The 16,244-nt window shown below is 37.1% G+C and carries 12 protein-coding genes, 3 tRNA genes and 1 pseudogene; 2 read left to right on the plus strand and 14 right to left on the minus strand.

Features of this window, described 5'->3' with window-relative positions; translation table 11 throughout:
* From ACFINO_RS01240 to ACFINO_RS01250, 3 genes and pseudogenes are all read right to left on the minus strand, one after another.
* Positions 1–76 (minus strand): annotated as a pseudogene (locus tag ACFINO_RS01240) (elongation factor Tu); the annotation flags it as partial.
* Positions 77–258: 182 nt separating this feature from the next.
* Positions 259–332, minus strand: a tRNA-Gly gene (locus tag ACFINO_RS01245).
* 31 nt (positions 333–363) lie between these two features.
* Positions 364–447: transfer RNA gene (locus ACFINO_RS01250), tRNA-Tyr, on the minus strand.
* Between the two features lie 205 nt (positions 448–652).
* On the opposite strand from ACFINO_RS01250, the gene ACFINO_RS01255 reads away from it, so the two are divergent.
* Positions 653–1,483, plus strand: a complete 831-nt coding sequence (locus ACFINO_RS01255) for a TrmH family RNA methyltransferase (RefSeq protein ID WP_375654881.1) — start codon at positions 653–655, stop codon at positions 1,481–1,483.
* Here ACFINO_RS01255 and ACFINO_RS01260 read toward each other — a convergent pair.
* The 6 genes from ACFINO_RS01260 to ACFINO_RS01285 form a co-directional block, all read right to left on the minus strand.
* Positions 1,480–2,211 carry a rhomboid family intramembrane serine protease gene (locus ACFINO_RS01260; RefSeq protein WP_375654883.1) on the minus strand — a complete coding sequence of 244 codons (732 nt, stop codon included), beginning with the start codon at positions 2,209–2,211 and terminating at the stop codon, positions 1,480–1,482. The genes ACFINO_RS01255 and ACFINO_RS01260 overlap by 4 nt on opposite strands.
* A gap of 883 nt (positions 2,212–3,094) precedes the next feature.
* Positions 3,095–3,520 carry a DUF2155 domain-containing protein gene (locus ACFINO_RS01265; protein WP_375633117.1) on the minus strand — a complete coding sequence of 142 codons (426 nt, stop codon included), beginning with the start codon at positions 3,518–3,520 and terminating at the stop codon, positions 3,095–3,097.
* 89 nt (positions 3,521–3,609) lie between these two features.
* Positions 3,610–4,008, minus strand: coding sequence for an NADH:ubiquinone oxidoreductase subunit NDUFA12 (locus ACFINO_RS01270; RefSeq protein WP_375633064.1), 399 nt, complete (start codon positions 4,006–4,008; stop codon positions 3,610–3,612).
* 181 nt (positions 4,009–4,189) lie between these two features.
* Positions 4,190–5,689, minus strand: a complete 1,500-nt coding sequence (gene gatB, locus ACFINO_RS01275; RefSeq protein WP_375633066.1) for an Asp-tRNA(Asn)/Glu-tRNA(Gln) amidotransferase subunit GatB — start codon at positions 5,687–5,689, stop codon at positions 4,190–4,192.
* 130 nt (positions 5,690–5,819) lie between these two features.
* Positions 5,820–7,247 (minus strand): trigger factor, encoded by a 1,428-nt coding sequence (tig, locus tag ACFINO_RS01280; protein ID WP_375636304.1) that lies wholly within the window; start codon positions 7,245–7,247, stop codon positions 5,820–5,822.
* Positions 7,248–7,382: 135 nt separating this feature from the next.
* Positions 7,383–7,465, minus strand: a tRNA-Leu gene (locus ACFINO_RS01285).
* Between the two features lie 135 nt (positions 7,466–7,600).
* Here ACFINO_RS01285 and trmFO point away from each other — a divergent pair.
* On the plus strand, positions 7,601–9,013 hold the full coding sequence (gene trmFO, locus ACFINO_RS01290; RefSeq protein WP_375654885.1) for a methylenetetrahydrofolate--tRNA-(uracil(54)-C(5))-methyltransferase (FADH(2)-oxidizing) TrmFO: 1,413 nt from the start codon (positions 7,601–7,603) through the stop codon (positions 9,011–9,013).
* 1,057 nt (positions 9,014–10,070) lie between these two features.
* Here trmFO and ACFINO_RS01295 read toward each other — a convergent pair.
* The 5 genes from ACFINO_RS01295 to ACFINO_RS01315 form a co-directional block, all read right to left on the minus strand.
* Complete coding sequence (locus tag ACFINO_RS01295; RefSeq protein WP_375617702.1) at positions 10,071–10,349, minus strand: HU family DNA-binding protein; 279 nt, start codon at positions 10,347–10,349, stop codon at positions 10,071–10,073.
* A 229-nt stretch (positions 10,350–10,578) separates the two neighbouring features.
* Positions 10,579–13,005 carry an endopeptidase La gene (lon, locus tag ACFINO_RS01300; RefSeq protein WP_375654887.1) on the minus strand — a complete coding sequence of 809 codons (2,427 nt, stop codon included), beginning with the start codon at positions 13,003–13,005 and terminating at the stop codon, positions 10,579–10,581.
* Between the two features lie 183 nt (positions 13,006–13,188).
* Positions 13,189–14,463 carry an ATP-dependent Clp protease ATP-binding subunit ClpX gene (clpX, locus tag ACFINO_RS01305; RefSeq protein ID WP_375654889.1) on the minus strand — a complete coding sequence of 425 codons (1,275 nt, stop codon included), beginning with the start codon at positions 14,461–14,463 and terminating at the stop codon, positions 13,189–13,191.
* A 183-nt stretch (positions 14,464–14,646) separates the two neighbouring features.
* Positions 14,647–15,279, minus strand: coding sequence for an ATP-dependent Clp endopeptidase proteolytic subunit ClpP (gene clpP, locus ACFINO_RS01310; protein ID WP_375611281.1), 633 nt, complete (start codon positions 15,277–15,279; stop codon positions 14,647–14,649).
* 147 nt (positions 15,280–15,426) lie between these two features.
* Entirely contained in the window at positions 15,427–16,236 is an 810-nt protein-coding gene (locus tag ACFINO_RS01315) for a hypothetical protein (protein WP_375654891.1), read from the minus strand.
* Positions 16,237–16,244 lie beyond the last annotated feature (8 nt).

The raw sequence follows: 16,244 nt of genomic DNA on the forward strand, positions 1-16,244 counted from the left end.
TCTTCCCATGATCAACGTGACCAATCGTACCAATATTAACATGCGGTTTTGTTCGTTCAAACTTGCTCTTCGCCATTGCTATTAATCTCTTGTTTTATTCCCTAATTTTTATTAGCACCTAGGGACAGTTCTGCAAAACTTAAGTCTGACCAGACTGTAAACAGCCCAATCACCACAACTCTTAGACGGAAAACCCCACCAAATCTATAAATGGAATATCCTCCATCATACCTATTTGCCCAATCATCAACAACCATTTGGAGCGGGTAGCGGGAATCGAACCCGCATATTCAGCTTGGAAGGCTGCTGCTCTACCATTGAGCTATACCCGCATGACCCACGTACTAACTCTCCTTCGATGAATGGTGGAGGGGGTTGGATTCGAACCAACGTAGCATACGCAACGGATTTACAGTCCGCCCCCTTTAACCACTCGGGCACCCCTCCATTACACCGATAAAGTCGCGCAATGAGACATCACGACAACCATCTTGAATACCCATTCAATTCAATCTGATTGCGAAGTGGTTATGACGATTACTATTGTATCTGTCAACAGAATAAATACAATTCTGTACAAATTTCCTGCTCATAATTTTAAATTATAGATTTTTTCTCTCTATTTTTCTTATTAACACGTTATAAAGAAGCTATGAAAGAAAAAACATCACAAAATTCTCATTATGCTCGTTTGCGTCGCCGATATCGCGATACAAAAGGCTCTCCTTCTCGATCTTTTACACACCCAAAGAAGAAAGCTGCTTCTTTACAGCAAGAGATCATCCATCTTTATGGCATTCATTCTGTTCAGGCTGCTTTAGAAAACCCAAAAAGAATTTTAAAATGTCTTTACGTTACACAAAATGCCTTAAAACGATTAAATATATCCGAATCAGATTATCCTTGCTCTGTTACATTATGCACCCCCAAATATCTTGATTCGCTTGTTGGAAATGAGGCTGTTCATCAAGGTATTGTTTTGGAAACTCTCCCCCTCAAACCATGCAAACTGTCGGAACTAACCAATACTGATCTGGTCATTGTCATGGATCAAATTACCGATCCACATAATGTTGGTGCTATTATGCGCTCTGCAGTTGCATTGAAAGCTAAAGCACTTATTACAACTTGCCGTCACTCTCCCAACGAAAGCGGTGTTCTTGCGAAAGCGGCATCTGGAGCTCTGGAAATGATTCATTATATTACCGTACGAAACCTTGCTGAAGCTCTTCAAGAACTTCATCAAACAGGTTTTACAAGCTTTGGTCTCGATTCAGAAGGTGACCAACCTCTAGAAACAGCATTAACAGGGAATAAAATTGCTCTTGTTTTAGGAGCAGAAGGTAAAGGTTTACGTAAAAAAACACGCGAAACCGTTTGCGCTTTAACACGCCTTGACATGCCTGGAAATATTAAATCATTAAATGTTTCAAATGCAGCAACAATAGCTCTTTATGTGGCACATCAATATCTTAGATTCTAGTTTTTAATTTTTTGTGAAAAATCAAAAAAACCAACCAACAAAAAACCCGCAAAAAACCCGCCAATATGAGCTTCCCATGCTATTGAGATGCCATTTTCTTCAAACAAAATAGAAGAAATACCTATGATCAAATCAGTCGTCAGCCATACACTCATATAAACAAGAACCCCCTTAGAACACAGAGCTTTTTTGACAGATAATAAAGATCCCAAAAGTTTTTCGTTCTGCACATTGACAGCTAGATTACCACGAGGAAAACCGTAACGTGCAATAGCCCCCATCATTCCAGATACGGCACCTGACGCCCCAATAAGTGATATGGTACTTTCTTGATGAAATGTAAAATAAGTCAAAACAGAAATAACTGCCGTTAACACCCAAAAAATTAAAAAACGTAAAACACCAAAATGCCTTGCTAAAGGAGAGCCGAAAACCAAAAGCCAAACCATATTAAGAGCAACATGTTTAAAACTACTATGCATAAATGAATAACTCACCATGGTATAACAAAATGCTACAGGATCCCTCTTAAACAATGCTGGTATAAATGAAAAAAACTCAAGGCTTTCAACATAAACCTGATGAGAAAAAAAATACTGAGAAATGCAATAAAGACAAAAACAAAATGCTATCAAAACAACTATAATAAATGGAACATTCAATAAGGGTTCTTTAGGTTGTTTCGGCAATCGGGAAACATCATTATGTTGGTGACTAGAAACTTTCATTGTATGAAATCTCGTATTTTTTAGAAAATGGGTTATTCTTTATACAAAATAAATATACCATTCCCAGTGATGCAGAATCTTCTCAACGCCTCTTCGAAGCCCTTTTTTAAATTTTCAATAGCTCTACATGAAAACACGTGTATTTTATACAAAAGATTTTAAAAAGCATGGATATCAAGAATATGATTTACAAACTTAGTGGTATCCTGCTTACTTAAATGTGAAGTTACCATGCAATATACAAGAACTTACGAATAGACAAACTCACTTATGAGGTGGTGTATAATAAAAATATATAAACATTATTTTCTTACTAGAAATATATTGATTATTGCATTTTTTAACCAAGCTATACTTCGATTGATAAACTTTAAAGAATCTTAAATCTCAATTTTTCCATTAATATGTCCTGCATTGCTTCTACGCTTTGAACGAAAAACGACATCTCTATGAGAAAAAATACCAATACAGCGTTCTCTAGATATACTAATTGGTGTTTCATGATGAATTACTTACTTGATAGTCTGTTTCCTTCATACATGCAAAAGCGTCAGTTCATCTCTTTAACAAATATAAACAAGCCTTTCATTTCAACCTTTAACAGATATAATTCAAGAACTGTCTCTTATGAAACACTGAAAAAATATGTTGATTCTAATGATGCATCTTTGAATTTAAACAGTTCATGACAGAATTTTTTATTCCTTTCTTAGACAGTCTTATTGATACATTCGCCACTTGTAACGTGCAAGAGAATAGTCCGGATTAATTCAATATAAAAAATTTAAATGAGGCAATCATAGGAATTTGAACCTTCCTATTAAGTTGCAAAATGATAAAGGACCATTATAAACCAATGAATTATAAATAGATAACACACTAATTATTGAAGAGGACGATCTTGAGAATTCTGTTTGCAATCCTTTAACCACACATCATAAATAGGATGCTCAACAGCGTTCAAACCAGGACTATCTGCAAACATCCATCCTGTAAAAATACGCCGTATTTTTTTATCTAATGTTACTTCATTGACTTCAATAAAACCAGTTGTACGCGTGGGTTCATCTTTAGAGCTCGTATAACACGCACGTGGTGTTACCTGTAATGCGCCGTACTGATAAATTTTACCAAGAGTAACTTCAAAACGTGTGGTCCGTCCCGTGATTTTGTCAAGACCTGCAAAAACAGCAATTCCATTGCTAATACGCTCAGCCCGCACCCCATTATTTAAGGATAAAAACACTAAAATTCCCATAAAAAAAATATATATAAAATGCCTCACCCCTAACAATAAAAAAAATCTCATCATATCAAAATCAATCGCACCTTAAAAAATAATTCTTTTCATAACATAGAGTCAAATAAGACAAAAATACACACGCACATTAAAACATGTTATTTTTTAGGTGACCACGCATCATAATCTTCATGCACACAAGAACGCTCTCCATTGGAGGTGATAGCCCCCTTTGGTCGATAGCTCTCACTTGTTCCTGTCATATTTGCAACATGAGGCTTTTCCCATTCATAAGGATGATAATCCTCTTGTGTTGGTGGACACTCACAGCGATGATGAATCCAGCCGTGCCAACCTGGTGGAATAGTAGAGGCCTCAGAATAGTCTTTATAGATAACCCAACGGTGCGGATAACCATCCTTATGAAGTCCTCCTTCATAATATATATTTCCAAATTGATCTTCCCCTATCCGCTTACCTTTGCGCCATGTGAAAAAACGCGTACCAATGGTATTGCCATTCCACCATGTGAAGATTTGCTTAAAAAAACGAGCCATCTGCTATTCCATTCATTTAGTGCGTTCATGAAATTAATCGTTGGAATAAAATTATTAACGATTGAAATTAGCGAAAAAGTTACTAGTAAATTCAACTACAATTCCAATTGATAGGTTAATGTGCTATCCTTTAATTTCAAGAAGATATCATATGTATGGCTTCTTCTCCACCCCATAAAATTTAATCTATGCCAAGTTTCATCTTAACCAATTCATTAACAGCTTGGGGATTTGCCTTACCACCTGTTGCTTTCATTACCTGTCCAACAAACCAACCAGCTAAAGCAGGTTTGTGCTTTGCTTGCGCAACTTTATCAGAATTATTGGCAACGATCTCATCAACAGCTCTTTCAATAGCCTTTGTATCCGTTACCTGCTTCATATTTCGTTCTTCTACAATTTGGCGTGCATCTCCCCCCTCATTCCAAATAATCTCAAAAAGATCTTTGGCAATTTTTCCAGAAATAACTCCTTCTTTTATAAGATCAATAATGCTTCCCAATTGATTTGGCGATACTGGTGACTCTTCAATCTCACGATTATCTTTATTTAAAGCCCCTAAAAGGTCGTTAATCACCCAATTGGCAACTATTTTTCCATCACGCCCACGCGCTACTTCTTCAAAATAATCAGCAATAGCCTTTTCTGTCACAAGAATGGAAGCATCATACACTGTCAATCCCATTTCCTTAACAAAACGTGCTTTTATAGCGTCAGGCAACTCTGGTAAGTCTGCTGCCAAAGCATCCACAAATGCTTGATCAAATTCTAACGGTAAAAGATCAGGATCAGGAAAATAACGATAGTCATGCGCTTCTTCCTTTGAGCGCATAGAGCGCGTTTCACCTTTAGCGGCATCAAAAAGCCGAGTCTCTTGATCTATGACGCCTCCATCTTCTAAAATTGCAATCTGACGACGCGCTTCATATTCAATTGCTTGACCAATAAAGCGAATAGAATTAACGTTTTTAATTTCACAGCGCGTTCCAAAATCTTCACCAGGACGACGAACAGATACATTGACATCTGCACGCATAGAACCTTCATCCATATTGCCATCGCAAGTGCCCAAATAACGAACAATCGTACGCAATTTTGTCATATAGGCTTTGGCTTCATCTGATGAGCGCATATCAGGCTTGGAAACAATTTCCATAAGAGCAACACCAGAACGATTCAGATCTACAAAAGACATTGTTGGATGTTGATCGTGCATCGATTTTCCAGCATCCTGTTCAAGATGCAACCTCTCAATTCCCACTTCAATATCCTCAAATTGTCCATTCGAATCTGGACCAACAGATATAATAATCTTTCCCTCTCCTACAATGGGATAGCGAAATTGAGAAATCTGATACCCCTGCGGTAAATCTGGATAAAAATAGTTTTTGCGATCAAAAACAGATTTTAAATTAATATGCGCCTTTAATCCTAACCCCATTCGAACCGCTTGACGAACACATTCTTGATTAAGAACAGGCAACATACCTGGCATGGCTGCATCAATAAGTGATACATGATTGTTCGGCTCTGCACCAAATTTGGTTGATGCTCCTGAAAAAAGTTTCGAATTTGATATGATTTGCGCATGAACTTCCATGCCAATGATGACTTCCCAATCACCTGTAACTCCAGAAATAAAACGCTTAGAATCAGGAGTACGCGTATCAATGATGCTCATTGCCAATCCACTACCAATTTTTTAAAATTCACTCATGGCTTATCTAAAACCATTCTCTCAGTGCAATCCTAGGATATAAATCTTACAACACAAGCCCGATTTTATCGGGCTTGTGTTGTTTGCATAAACATTAAGCTTTTTTAGGAGCCTTTTTCTTAGCTGTTTTTTTCTCTGTAGACGTTTCTTTCACTGCAGACTTTTTCTTTGCCGGCTTTTCTTCAAGGACATCTGATTCGTCATATTCTTTCATCAACTCTTCAACCGTCACTTCTTTATCTGTGACTTTTATCTGTGCTAATAAATGATCAATAACCTTTTCTTCAAAAATCGGAGCACGTAGATTTTCAACAGCTTCCGGAGTCTTACGGAAAAAATCCATAATCTCTTTCTCTTGTCCAGGATACTGTCGAACCTGATCAAAAACGGCTGCTTTTAGCTCATCTTCACTAACTTTAACACCAACCTTCATTCCAATTTCAGAAAGCACCAAACCAAGACGAACACGACGCTGCGCAAGGACACGATATTCCTCCCGTGCCTTTTCTTCTGTAATACCTTCATCTTCAAAACTGCGCCCAGCCTTTTTCAAATCATCATTAACCTGAGCCCATATATTGTTAAACTCAACCTCTAAAAGTTCTTCAGGAATCTCAAAATTATAATCAGCATCTAAAGCATCAAGAATTTGACGCTTAACTTTTTGACGTGTCACTGAACCATATTGGCTTTCAATCTGCCCACGAACGACCTCACGTAAGCGATCTAGAGACTCTAAACCAACTTTTTGCGCTGCTTCATCATCAATTTTTAATTCATCTGGTTTAAAGACAGCTTTGACAGTAATGTCAAACTCTGCTTCCCGTCCCGCCAAATGTGCCGCACTGTAATTATCAGGAAATTTAACAAAAATCGTTTTTACATCCCCAGCTTTCACACCAACCAATTGCTCTTCAAAACCAGGAATAAATTGTTTTGACCCAAGAATCAGTTGTGCATCACTATCTGCCCCGCCTTCAAATGGAATGCCTTCAAGCTTACCTTGATAATCTATAGTAATACGATCACCTTCTTCAGAATTCCCCTCTTTTAGGGAATAATTACGCGTAGAAGAAAGGACGCGATTGACTTGATCATCAATATCCTGTTCAGGAATAGTTGCAATTTCACGGATAACCTTAATATGTTCAAAATCTTTAATGTCAATTTTTGGTAAAACTTCATACTTTAAACTAAAAGTAAAATCAGCCTTGCCATCTAGAATTTTTTCATCTTCATCTATATCTATTTTTGGCTGCATCGCTGTACGTTCATTGCGGTCTGCTAAAATAGAACGGGGTGCATCACTGAGTATCTCATTGAGAATCTCAGCCATAAAGGATTTACCATACATTTTTCGCAAATGCCCACTAGGCACTTTACCGGGACGAAAACCATTAAGCTTGATTTTTCCCTTGGTATCATCCAATCGTTCATTCAACTTTTCTTCTAAATCTTTCGCTGGAACCACGATCTTAATTTCGCGCTTCAGTCCTTCATTAAGCGTCTCGGTAACCTGCATTAAACACCTTCATTTTTCTAAGGAGAGGGATCAACCCACTCTAATAATCATTACATTCTAACACTTCGAGTGTTACATTTACCATGAAGCGGAATTTCAGACACGTAGAAATCCGTAGCACTTAAGGGATTGCTTTGGTGCGGATGGAGGGACTCGAACCCCCACGGTCTCCCGCCAGAACCTAAATCTGGTGCGTCTACCAATTTCGCCACATCCGCTCAAACTTACAAGCTAATAACCTTATACAAGCGGCGTTTCTATACCATTAATTACAGAAAAAAAGCAAACAAATATATTAAAAAAAAACAAAATCTATGCTTTTCATACATAACTGCTTACGCTAAAAGTCAATTATGTTAAAGACATTTGATATCCCAATTCATATCATCGGTGGCGGTCTTGCGGGGTGTGAAGCAAGCTGGCAAATCGCTCAGTCAGGAATTTCTGTTGTTTTGCATGAAATGCGACCCGAAAAAAAATCAGATGCCCATAAAACCGATAAATTGGCAGAACTGGTTTGTTCAAATTCGTTTCGTTGCGATGATTCATTAACCAATGCCGTAGGGCTTTTACATGCTGAAATGCGATTAGCAAAATCGTTAATTATGAAAGCTGCTGATGCCAACAAAGTTCCCGCAGGTAGTGCTCTTGCTGTTGACCGTGATGGATTTTCAAAAACCGTTACGACAGCACTTGAAAATCACCCTCTTATAACAATCAAACGTGAAGAAGTTCAAGAAATTCCTAAAGCTTGGAAACATGTTGTCATTGCAACAGGCCCCCTTACATCGCCTGCACTTGCTCAAAAATTACAAGCAATAACCGGTATAAAAGCTCTTTCTTTTTTTGATGCAATTGCGCCTATTATCCATACCGACAGTATTGATATCAACATTTGTTGGTATCAGTCTCGCTATGATAAAATTGGTCCTGAGGGAACAGGAAAAGATTATCTTAATTGTCCCCTCAACAAAGAACAATATGAAACATTCGTTGAAGCGTTAAAAAATGCTGAAAAAACAGAGTTTCGTGACTTTGAAAAAACACCCTATTTTGATGGATGCCTCCCCATTGAAATTATGGCTGAGCGCGGACTTGAAACGTTAAGACATGGTCCTATGAAACCTATGGGCTTAACTAATGCCCATAACCCTACAGTTAAACCCTATGCTGTCGTTCAATTACGCCAAGATAATAAACTTGGAACGCTTTATAATATGGTCGGCTTTCAGACAAAATTAAAATATGGTGAACAAATTCGCATTTTTAGAATGATTCCCGGTCTTGAAAAAGCAGAGTTTGCGCGTCTTGGTGGTCTTCACCGCAATACCTACCTCAACTCGCCAATTATTCTTGATCAAACCCTTCGTTTAAAACAAAAAAAACAACTACGCTTTGCAGGGCAAATTACCGGATGTGAAGGTTATGTAGAATCAGCGGCAATAGGGCTTCTTGCTGGACGTTTTGCTGCTGCCGAATATCATCATATTTCCCCTTGCCTACCCCCACAAACTACAGCATTCGGAGCCCTTTTGAATCATATTACAGGGGGGCACATCATAGATGAAAAAGCAGAAACACAATCTTTTCAGCCAATGAATATCAATTTCGGACTCTTTCCGCCTATTGCTTCTATTAAACATTCAGAAAAACGCTTACCAAGTAAAGAAAAAAAATTAGTAAAAAAACAAGCCATAACAGCGAGAGCTCTCAATGATTGTACTCAGTGGTTAGCAAATAAAGAATCAAAGAGCTCCTATTTATAAAAAACACACGATTCGCCTCTCTCCTACTGAATAGATCTTTATGACTCTCGTGAAAAAATCATTCTAAAGCCTTTTAAAGACTGTCTCCCCCAATCAATAAATACTACCCTACGTTTCATCATTTATTCAATTATGTAGATGCTATAAAATAACTTTTGGCTATAAAAAACTTTACCGCTATCAACAATTTAATATGATTTAATGACTAAAAACAAAATAATTATATAAATATATTATGAATAATCAAAATAAATAAATGGAAAATACACAAGTAATACTGTACTATCTTTATTAATAGTTTTTATATTACGTAATGTATATTATTTTATAAGAGTAATTTTTCTGTTTTTAACTTCCTCCCTAAAAATTTGTGATGTTCTCTCATTTTAACTCTTGTATGATGAAGGAAAAATACTTGCTTGCATATCACAAGTGAAATAAAGATATGGAAAAAATATTTGTAGGATAGAGCTGGAGCTATCTCTCCCCTCTCAAATGCCAAGAAAAATCCCAATATTAAAAACCAAATCTGAATATCATAAGATTCTTTCATTTCAGACTCTCTAATAAATCAATAAAAATTATCCTCTTGGTGCGTCACAAGAAAGGTTGGCGTATAAGAGTAAAAGAATAAAACTATCCCTTATGCACTCGTCTCAGATATCTGGGGCTAGTCGCAACATTATAGGAACTGAGAAAAATAGATAGCACGGTGGCACGAACATGCGCTTTTATTAAGCGTAAATGGTGATATATAATAACTTTTATAGACTTTACAGAGTTTTCCGCCTCATATTATTTACGGATCTTGTTTTGAAATAAATACCGTAACACTTCAGCGTAACAAAAGTTAATATTACATTTTATAAGTCATACCCGCGCTCAATTAATACAGTGCAATATTTTATTGAAAAGACTAAAAACAATATATTTCCAGCAATACATGAAAATAAAAAGCATCGCAAGGATCTCAAAGTTTTATGTGAAAAACAAGCATAACACATGTGTTAAAAAAACCCGTTTATAAATAAATCGGGTTTTTTTAATGTAGCTTAAATTATTTTTTATTAACTGCTTCTTTAAGGCTTTTTCCTGCAGAAAATTTGGGTACAGAACGTGCTGGAATATCGATTTCAGCACCAGTTGAAGGATTACGCCCCTTTGTTGCAGCACGATGAGAAACTTCAAAAGTGCCAAAACCTGGAAGACGAACATCTCCCCCTGAAGCCAAAGCTTCTGTTACAGAAGCCATAAAAGCATCAACAACAACACCAGCTTGCGCTTTCGAAACACCTGCCTTTTCAGCAACGGAGCTAACGAATTCACTTTTATTCATAAAATATTTCCTTTCCCTATATTACCTGAACATGACTTAATCATGTTATTGGTCAGTTTATTGAAAAGTACAGCAAACAGAAGTCTTATTTTTATCCAAAACATTGTTTTTTTAGCAATAATCACAGTTATTCACGGAATTTTTCACTTTTTCCAACAAAAAACAGAATAATAACCTCAACAACACCTTCTACCACCTAAAAAATGCCGTTATAAATGAGATAAGTGAATCAGTGCGCAATCTGTATTCCTTCACTATCACTGCTCTCTGACCGGATTGGCACAGCTCCTGTAGAGGGTTCTTTCCATTCAATAGTGTCTGGAAAACTAACCAAAGCGTGTTTCAAAACTTCACTCACATGATTTACTGGAATAATTTCCATATTATTTTTGACATCATCAGGAATATCAACCAAATCTTTTGCATTTTCTTCAGGAATAAGTACTTTTTTTATCCCTCCTCGAAGAGCTGCTAAGAGTTTTTCTTTTAATCCACCAATGGGTAAAACGCGTCCACGTAAAGTAATTTCACCAGTCATTGCAATATCTTTATGCACAGCTACTCCTGTAAGGACCGAAACAATTGCTGTCACCATTGCAATCCCAGCCGATGGGCCATCTTTTGGTGTCGCACCCTCTGGAACATGAACATGGATATCGCGTTTTTCAAAAAGTGGAGGTTCAATACCAAAATCAACAGCACGAGAACGTACATAAGATGCTGCCGCTGAAATGGACTCTTTCATAATATCACGTAAATTTCCAGTTACAGTCATCTTCCCTTTGCCGGGCATCATAACTCCTTCAATGGTCAATAACTCTCCACCGACTTCTGTCCACGCAAGACCTGTTACAACACCAATTTGATTTTCTCCTTCAATCTGATTGTAATGATAACGTTTAACACCCAAGAAATCATGAATATTACTTTCTGTAACTTTTACAGATTTTTGATGTGTTTTGAGAATTTTTGTAACGGATTTGCGGGAAATTTTCATGAGTTCACGTTCAAGGTTACGAACGCCTGCCTCACGTGTATAAAACTGAATAATTGACCTTAGTGCTCCATCAGAAATACTGAGTTCTTTTTTAGATAAACAGTGATCTTTTAGTGCCTTTGGTAAAAGATGCTGTTTAACAATTTCCATTTTCTCACATTCAGTATAACCAGCGATACGAATAATTTCCATACGATCCATTAACGGACCTGGAATATTAAGTGTATTGGCAGTTGTGATAAACATGACATCAGAAAGATCATATTCAACTTCCAAATAGTGATCAATGAATGTACCATTTTGTTCAGGATCAAGAACTTCTAATAAAGCGGATGAAGGATCGCCACGAAAATCTTGTCCCATTTTATCAATTTCATCAAGCAAGAAAAGCGGATTAGATTTTTTTGCTTTTTTCATAGACTGGATAATTTTTCCAGGCATCGAGCCAATATATGTTCGACGATGTCCACGAATTTCTGCTTCATCTCGGACACCTCCCAATGAGATACGAACATACTCACGTCCCGTTGCCTTTGCAATAGAGCGCGCTAATGATGTTTTCCCTACACCTGGAGGACCTAACAAACAAATAATGGGACCTTTTATCTTTGACGCGCGACTTTGTACGGCCAAATATTCAATAATTCGCTCCTTAACTTTTTCAAGACCAAAATGTTCATTATTCATGACCTTTTCAGCAAAATCTAAATTGTTTTTAATCTTAGATTTTTTACCCCAAGGCATTGCTAATAACCAATCAAGATAGTTACGTACAACTGTCGCTTCTGCAGACATAGGAGACATATTCCGTAATTTTCTCAATTCTGCTCCAGCTTTCTCCTGTGCTTCCTTGGATAGTTTTGTATTCTTGATACGTTCTTCTAATTCAGAGAGTTCATCTCGGCTATCATCACCTGCTCCTAACTCTTTTTGAATAGCCTTCATCTGCTCATTGAGATAATATTCTCGTTGGTTTTTTTCCATTTGCCGTTTAACATGCGAACGAATACGTTTTTCAACCTGCAAAACAGAAATTTCTCCTTCCATGAAGGACAAAACACGTTCAAGACGGGACCGCACAGGTAAGAGCTCTAATATTTCCTGTTTTTCTGCAAGTTTAATCATCAAATGAGAAGCAATCGTATCGGCAAGCTTAGAAGGATTATCAAGCTGGCCAATCGCATTCACAACTTCAGGAGAGATTTTTTTATTAAGCTTTACATAGTTTTCAAAATAAGCAATCACTGATCTTGAAAGAGCTTCAATCTCAACATCACTCTCTCTAGGTTCTTCTGTAACAGTTGCAAAAGCCTGATGATAACCTTCACTTAAAGCAAATTGACTAATTTTTGCACGTGCAGTTCCTTCGACCAAAACCTTTACAGTACCATCAGGAAGCTTTAAAAGTTGAAGAATATTAGCAAATGTACCAATATGATAAATATCCTCTGATTTTGGATCGTCATCAGAAGCATTTTTTTGTGTCACCAATAGTATTTGCTTATCAACCGCCATCGTTTCTTCAAGAGCACGAATTGATTTTTCGCGGCCCACAAAAAGTGGAACAATCATATGGGGGAAGACAACAATATCACGAAGAGGTAAAACAGCATAAACCCCATCTCTTACTTCATCTGTCTTTTCATCAATATATTGCATAACTCTCCTTTCTGGAGCCTATGAGCTATCTACAACAATTAGCCCACCTTTAGAAAATCTCAGCTCTTCACTGTACATGAAGTGGTAATTACTCATACATAAATCAAGCATTATAATGATATTATTAGAAACACCTATCAAATACCGTTCATTACCACCTTTTATATTGTGCATCGCACAATGTCATGCTGATACATTTTCTTTATCTTCTGCACGTTCTGAGTAAATATAAAGAGGACGCGCTTTACCATCAACGACATCACTCGAAATAACCACTTTTTGAACGCCTTCAAGAGCCGGTAGCTCAAACATCGTCTCAAGAAGGATCTTCTCCATAATAGAACGTAAACCACGAGCACCAGTTTTACGTTCAATTGCTTTCTTTGCAATAACACGTAAAGCATCTTCATGAAATGCTAACTCGACATTCTCCATTTCAAAAAGACGCTGATATTGCTTTACTAACGCATTTTTAGGTTGGGATAAAATTTGCATGAGGGCGTTAACATCTAAATCCTCTAAGGTAGCGACTATAGGAAGGCGCCCAATAAATTCTGGTATTAAACCAAATTTAATAAGATCTTCAGGCTCTAAATCACGAAAAATTTCACCGACACAACGCTCATCCGGAGCCTTAACAATCGCAGAAAAACCAATAGAAGTTTTTTCACCACGCCCTGAAATAATCCGTTCTAAACCTGCAAAAGCTCCCCCACAAATGAATAAGATGTTTGTAGTGTCAACCTGAAGAAACTCTTGTTGCGGATGCTTACGTCCACCTTGAGGAGGAACAGAAGCAACCGTTCCTTCCATAATTTTTAATAACGCTTGCTGAACTCCTTCCCCCGAAACATCTCTTGTAATAGAAGGATTGTCTGCTTTACGGGAAATCTTATCAACCTCATCAATATAAACAATACCACGCTGCGCACGTTCAACATTATAATCTGCTGCTTGAAGAAGCTTCAAAATAATATTTTCAACATCTTCTCCCACATAACCCGCTTCAGTCAAAGTGGTCGCATCCGCCATCGTAAAAGGCACATCAATAATACGTGCTAATGTTTGTGCAAGATAAGTTTTACCACAACCCGTTGGACCAACAAGAAGAATATTTGATTTAGCCAACTCAATATCATTGCTTTTAGACTGATGCGCCAACCGTTTATAATGATTATGAACAGCAACAGAAAGAACACGCTTTGCATGCTGCTGACCAATAACATAGTCATCAAGAACTGTTATAATTTCCTGTGGCGTAGGAACACCATCACGCACCTTAACCCCAGAAGACTTATTTTCTTCCCGAATAATATCCATGCAAAGCTCTACACATTCATCACAGATAAATACAGTAGGCCCCGCAATGAGCTTACGCACCTCATGCTGACTCTTGCCGCAGAACGAGCAATAGAGAGTATTTTTTGATTCGTTCCCGCTATTGCTAATTTTGCTCATTTTTCTTTCCTTTCACCACAATATATGAACACTTTGCCTTTTCAAAGGAAGCCTTTCATCATGAAAACTAAAAGACATATAGAAAACCATGCATGTCTCAATACTTTTAGGTGTTTCTCTTATTTTGCGATATTTTTTATAAAACTCTTTGATTTAAAGTAGCTGTTTTTTCTATAAAAATTCTTAATCTTTTTCTTCTTTTTCAGTTTCTGCACGGTATTGTATAACATCATCAACTAAGCCAAACGCTTTGGCTTCTTCTGCTGTCATAAAATGATCGCGATCGAGAGTTCTCTCTATAACCTCATAATCTTGACTCGTATGTTGAACATAAATTTCATTTAAACGCCGTTTCATCTTTATAATATCTTGCGCATGTCGCTCAATATCTGAAGCTTGACCTTGAAAACCACCAGATGGTTGATGCACCATAATACGTGCGTTTGGCAATGTAAAACGATGACCTTTTGCTCCAGCCGTTAATAATAAAGACCCCATAGATGCCGCTTGCCCCATGCAAAGCGTAGAAACAGGAGGGCGAATAAACTGCATAGTATCATAAATAGCCATACCAGATGTTACGACACCACCTGGAGAATTAATATAAAGACTAATTTCTTTTTTAGGATTTTCCGCTTCCAAGAAAAGCAATTGTGCACAAACAAGCATTGCCATACCATCTTCAACAGGACCATTAATAAAAATAATCCGCTCCTTTAAAAGACGGGAAAAAATATCATAGGCCCGCTCACCACGATTGGTTTGTTCAATAACCATAGGAACAAGGCTTAATGCTGTTTTCATTGGATCACTCATATTTTTACTTTCCGTTCATATAACAACCGCTCTTTACACATTCAATGTTTTTATCCATATGTTAACATTACTCTCTTGTGCAAGCTACAATCAAGAGATTGTATAAGATAGATTAAAATCTCAATAGTTAAAATAGCAATAATAACTCTACCTAAACAAATGATGAACATCCAGAATGCGAGATACCGCCCAATGGTAAAAACTTCCTTCCTGAGGTCTTTTCGTAGTCTTTGTCTTTCTGTGAATATGAAAGCCTATCAAGCGTGAATCTGTAAGCGGCTTTACACCAAAAGCTGGTTCAAAAATACGTTCAGTTTTTCGCCCAGTCCAATAATAAAAAGTTTCCTTTTCCTTTGCTTCATGAAAAAAACCATATCGTTTTGCTAATCGTGAAATACCATCATTGCCAAATATTGTAACGCCAAGATTTCCCGGTAAAATCGGCATTTTTTTCCTCTTTAACCAGAACGGTCTCCAAACACGACGCTTAAACCCAAGCCAATGAGGAATAATTTCTGTGCCAGCCCAATAATCCTCAAATATTTTTATAATAGGGTTATTGGGCGGAAAATAAAGTGCAGAAACGCCTACTCTTGTATTATTTTCTCTTGCCAACCAAACCTTATCCGCATCTGGATGAAATTGTTTAACAAGGTAAACATCTGTATCTAACCAAACACCTTGTTGATATTTCATCAGCATAACACGAAAAAAATCCGAGAACTGAACAATTGTACACCCTAGTTTATCATCAGAAAAATCGGGATCAAGGCGATAAATTGCTGAGCGTGGTAAAATTGATTCGGCTTCATGCAGCTCAACACCAGCAGGGAGATTATCTATTTTTTTATCATAACTAAAAAGCTTAACGCGCTGTCCAGTTTTAACCATTGAGGACAAACAAAGCCTATCCACCAATCTTAATTGTCCACTATACCAAAAAGTACAAATATCCATAGATAATA

This window comes from Bartonella sp. AA83SXKL (genome assembly GCF_042196965.1).
GTDB lineage: Bacteria > Pseudomonadota > Alphaproteobacteria > Rhizobiales > Rhizobiaceae > Bartonella.